Origin of the sequence: Chroococcidiopsis sp. (genome assembly GCF_051657925.1) — a bacterium.
Taxonomy (GTDB): domain Bacteria; phylum Cyanobacteriota; class Cyanobacteriia; order Cyanobacteriales; family Chroococcidiopsidaceae; genus Chroococcidiopsis.
Map to the genome: position 1 here is coordinate 1 of NZ_JBOFLP010000267.1, position 4,543 is coordinate 4,543.

Genomic DNA, 4,543 nt, shown 5'->3' on the forward strand with positions numbered 1-4,543 from the left:
TACTGGAACGAAAGAGATGAACGTCCTTACCATCAAAATAACGACATTCATACTGTGTACTGCTCTCTTCAAATTTAGATGCTGACGACCACTTGATGCACTGACACGATTTATCAATCTGACCGACAGTCAATCTAAATAATTTAGGAGTTACACTGAAGGCATAGTCACCATCCTCAACTGCCGCAAGCTTAATCCGCCTCCAGGCATTGCAATCTGATGCAGGTAGTTGAAGCAGCAGTGCTAAGCGAAAACCTGAAGCTAGCATCAAGGCTCCCACGCCAACAATATCTAAACTTTTTAATTGTTGAATGACACAACTAGATTCATATATCAAGTGATTAAGTAGTAGCGTGTTTGTTTGAGGATGTTTCAGATATTTATCCATTAACTTTTTTAATGAATCGAGCTGAGCGTCGATTTCTCTAATCGCATTTGGCGCGACTGGTTGCCTAACGAGATGACAGAGATCGTTGACAGCATTATGATTGAGTTGAATATAATCCAGATGGCAAAATAATAGCTTGAGAACTTCAACAGCGTTTCCAGCAATTAAAGCATCGCTAATTTTTGCTAAAACTTGCTGCCAACTTAGCGTTAAAGTCAGCGGCGAACTTTCATTTAAAATCAAAGCTGGCTGCGAGGCGGACACTTGAATAACTTCCGGTAAAGGCATTTTTTTGACTTTTGCTTCAAAATTTTCTAGCACGATCGTTTTCTCGTAATAGTACAGTTTCTATAGTTACAGTAACGTTAGGTTTTGACGCTCAAACCTATTCTGTATGTTGACTACAATTGTTCTGGTTTAATCGGAGAGTCATGTATATCGCTCTCAAAATTTAGCTAAAATATTCTCGATCGATTTCTCACTTACCAAAAATCTTTTTAGTTAATTTTTAGCTCGCTCGGAAGTTATGCTTACAACTTGGTTGCAATACAATGCACAACTCACGATTTGTCCGCATCAATTCATGTTTTGTATCGAGCAACTCTTGGACAATCTCTTGCATTGTCTGATTTTGCTGATGCAGTAATAGCCTAGAACTCTCAACTTGTTCGCGTAAAATTTCTATTTCTTCTTCAAGCTTCAATAGTTCGTGAGAATCGCTTAAGTTTAGATTTTGAGATTCTTTTGTCAAACTATCGTCATAAAAAGTGGCTATTTTATTAGACATTGTTACCCTGATGAATAACTGCGTAGCTCCTAAAACGAGCGATTTTCAATTATCTGAAGCATAATGCAGTAGCCGAAGTAGAATATTTGGTGACAAAAAATGTATTTTCGAGAGCAGAGAATTTTGAAGACTAGGTAGTTAGGCTATATTTTTCTACTTAACAAGCTAGTCAAAAAAAAATTGCTGCTTGTCATTTTGCTGTTCTTTTCAGAGCAGCAAGTAACTGGCTTCTAACTTGGATAGCCCACGAATCAAAATCAAAATCCTCGTTTTTGCTACTAGATGTTTCAACCAGCTTATTATGTCTATCGATTTTTCCTTTGGTATTTCTCATCGCTCTTTCCAAAGAGTTACATTCCTAAGCTGGCACTAATCAATCTGGAGAACAATTCATTTTGCTATCTCCTGTCAGCGATTCTTAGTAGATTCAGATGAAGTCAGTTCGGTTGACTAGAATTTTTCAACCATGTCCGCAGTCAAGTCCAGTCGATAACTCAGTCCTAAATTTTGCTAATTTCGATTGTAAGGGAAGTAAGTGGAGATTTTGTGGAGAGGTTAGGAGATAATATAAAAAGCTGAATAATTTTCCTAACAATCGTCCTAAAGATATAGCTTCAAAGTAACAGATATCACCAATATCACCAAGTAGCCGCCGATGAAAATTCTGTTGGTAGAAGATGATGAGGGTACGGCTGAAATATTGAGAACCACCCTTATAGAGCAACATTACTTAGTCGAGCTGGCGATGGATGGTCGGATTGGGCTAGAAATGGCAGGTGCGTTTACTTATGACCTAATTTTGTTGGATATCATGTTACCTAAGCTGGATGGACTGGATTTTTGCAGGCAGCTACGCGATCGCAAAGATTGCACTCCAGTTCTGCTTTTGACAGCTTTGGACAGCAACACCAGTAAAATTATGGGGTTAGAAGCAGGAGCTGATGATTATGTTGTCAAGCCTTTCGATCCTTATGAGTTATTAGCTCGGATACGTGCTTTGCTGCGTCGAGGTAGTTCGGCTCTCTCCTCCGTAATCGAAGCGGGAAAGATCGCTCTTGACTCCAATAGCTGTAGGGTAACTTGCGACGGGCAATTGTTACACTTGACTGCTAAGGAATATGCTTTACTAGAGCTGCTTTTACGCAACAGTCACCGGATATTTAGCCAACAAGCCTTGCTAGAGCATCTCTGGTCGTATGAAGAAATCCCTTCAGAGAATACTCTGAGGACGCATATTAAGGCTTTACGACGAAAACTCAAGCAAGCTGGGGCGGACGCAATTGAGACAGTTTACGGGCTGGGGTATCGGCTCAAATTAGGGGAAGATGAAGTGAAGAGTCAGGCTACAGCAACAACTCACTCCCCAAGTGCGGCGATCGCTCCTGTAACTACAGTAAAGCAACAAATTGCGCCAGCACGAGTTGCTATTTGGGAGCGGTATAAGCACAAGTACAGCGATCGCATCGCAACTCTAGAACAAGCGATCGCGACCCTGGAGCAGGGTAAACTGACTCCAGAACTAGGACAACAGGCACGAGCGGAAGCCCACTTGCTGATTGGATCGTTAGCTAGCTTCAGTAAAACTAAAGCTAGCCAAATCTGTCGCCAGATCGAGCAAATTTTTCGGGCTGGAGTCGAATCAAGCCTAGAAGCTAGACATCTCACTCAATTAGTTGTAGCGTTGCGGCAAGAACTGGAACTACCAGCCGCAACTAAAGAGTTAGCCGAGCGATCGCTCGCTACCGTCAAGCAGCAAAGACGACTGTTAATTGTAGATAATGATTCCCAATTGGGCGAACAGTTAATTTCGGAAGCAACGATCTGGGGAATTCAAGCAGAATTGGTTACAGACCTAACCGCAGCTAGAAAGGCGATCGCCCAAAATTGCCCAGATGTGGTACTGCTCGATCTCTGCTTCGATCGCTCAGTTGAGAACGGTTTAAACCTGTTGACAGAGTTAAAAACCAATCATCGGCACTTACCAGTATTAGTGTTGGCAGCGCAGGATAATTTTGCCAATCGGATCGAAGTAGCTCGTCTAGGGGGACGGATTTTTTTGTCCAAACCCGTGTTTCCTGTTTCAGTCTTGACAGCAATCGATCGGGTGCTGAGCCAGTCTGACATTGTTGCCGCGAAAATTTTAGTTGTAGACGATGACCCCCAGACGTTAGACATTCTCCGCACTGTACTAGAACCTTGGGGATTCAAGCTAGCCCTAGTAGATAACCCGCGGCATTTTTGGGACAAGTTAGAGCGGTACAATCCCGATCTATTAATTCTGGATGTAGAAATGCCAGAATTAAGCGGCATTGACTTATGCCAGGTGGTGCGGAGCGATCCTCAGTGGTGTGAATTGCCCGTGCTGTTTCTTTCGGTTCACACTGATGCAGCAACTGTGGATCGGGTGTTTGCAGCGGGTGCAGATGATTACATAAATAAGCCAATTCTGGGAGCGCAATTAATCGCTCGCGTACTGAATCGGCTGGAACGAACGCAGACTTTACATAAATTAGCAGACACCGATCTTTTGACGGGTATTGCGAATCGGCGCAAAGCTATTCAGGAATTAAATCAATTGTTGCGTTTAGCCAAGCGCCAAAGTCAACCTTTATGTTTTATCATCTTAGATTTGGATCGGTTTAAGCTCGTCAACGATCGCCACGGTCATGAAGTTGGCGATCGCGTGCTCAGGCAATTTGGGGCATTATTGCAACAGACTTTTCGTGGTGAAGATGCGATCGCTCGTTGGGGTGGCGAGGAATTTGTTGTCGGTTTATACGATGCAACTCGTCAGCAGGCTATGGCGCGACTGACAGAGTTACAAGAAATCGTGCATCAGCAAGAGTTTACTGGTGCTAGTGGCGAAAAATTTCGAGTCAGTTTTAGTGGAGGCATAGCTGAGTACCCAGAGGATGGTGCAGATTTGCCAGCACTTTATCGTAGTGCTGATGCAGCACTTTACGTAGCCAAGGCAGGAGGGCGAGGTCAGGTATCAAGTTGGTCTTAAAGCAGCACTTTTCTATTTGTGATGCATAGATTTGTGATGCATAGATCTTGAAGATCCCCCAACCCCCTTAAAAAGGGGGCGAGAGTTCCCCCCTTAAAAAGGGGGGCTAGGGGGGATCTTGCCCGATCCGAGTATTGGAGCTTAAAGCAGCAAGCTCGGCAACAATTGCTGCTAATTGCTCTGGTTCGACTGGTTTAACAATATGCTTTTGAAAACCTGCCTCTAGCGACTCCCTTTGTTCTTTATCTGTAACATATGCTGTGAGGGCGGCGGCGGGAATTTGTCCGCCTAGATCGGCACTAAGCGCCCTTACTCGCCGAATTAGACTATATCCATCTTCATTCGGCATTCCAATATCAGA

4 protein-coding genes are annotated in these 4,543 nt (G+C 43.4%); 1 reads left to right on the forward strand and 3 read right to left on the reverse strand.

Translation table 11 applies throughout. The features are described 5' to 3' along the window. Together ACRC32_RS22130 and ACRC32_RS22135 are read right to left on the reverse strand one after the other, a co-directional pair. On the reverse strand, window positions 1–709 hold a 709-nt coding region (locus ACRC32_RS22130; protein WP_438555999.1), incomplete at its 3' end, for a hypothetical protein. Between the two features lie 187 nt (window positions 710–896). Beyond that, a complete protein-coding gene (locus ACRC32_RS22135; protein WP_438556000.1) occupies window positions 897–1,175 on the reverse strand; it encodes a hypothetical protein in 279 nt (92 codons plus the stop codon). 655 nt (window positions 1,176–1,830) lie between these two features. Here ACRC32_RS22135 and ACRC32_RS22140 point away from each other — a divergent pair. Next, the gene (locus ACRC32_RS22140) at window positions 1,831–4,182 is read left to right on the forward strand and encodes a response regulator (RefSeq protein WP_438556001.1); all 2,352 of its coding nucleotides are present in this window, start codon (window positions 1,831–1,833) and stop codon (window positions 4,180–4,182) included. A 106-nt stretch (window positions 4,183–4,288) separates the two neighbouring features. Here the strand turns inward: ACRC32_RS22140 and ACRC32_RS22145 are convergent. Continuing rightward, window positions 4,289–4,543: response regulator (locus ACRC32_RS22145; protein ID WP_438556002.1), on the reverse strand; the 255-nt coding region annotated here is incomplete at its 5' end.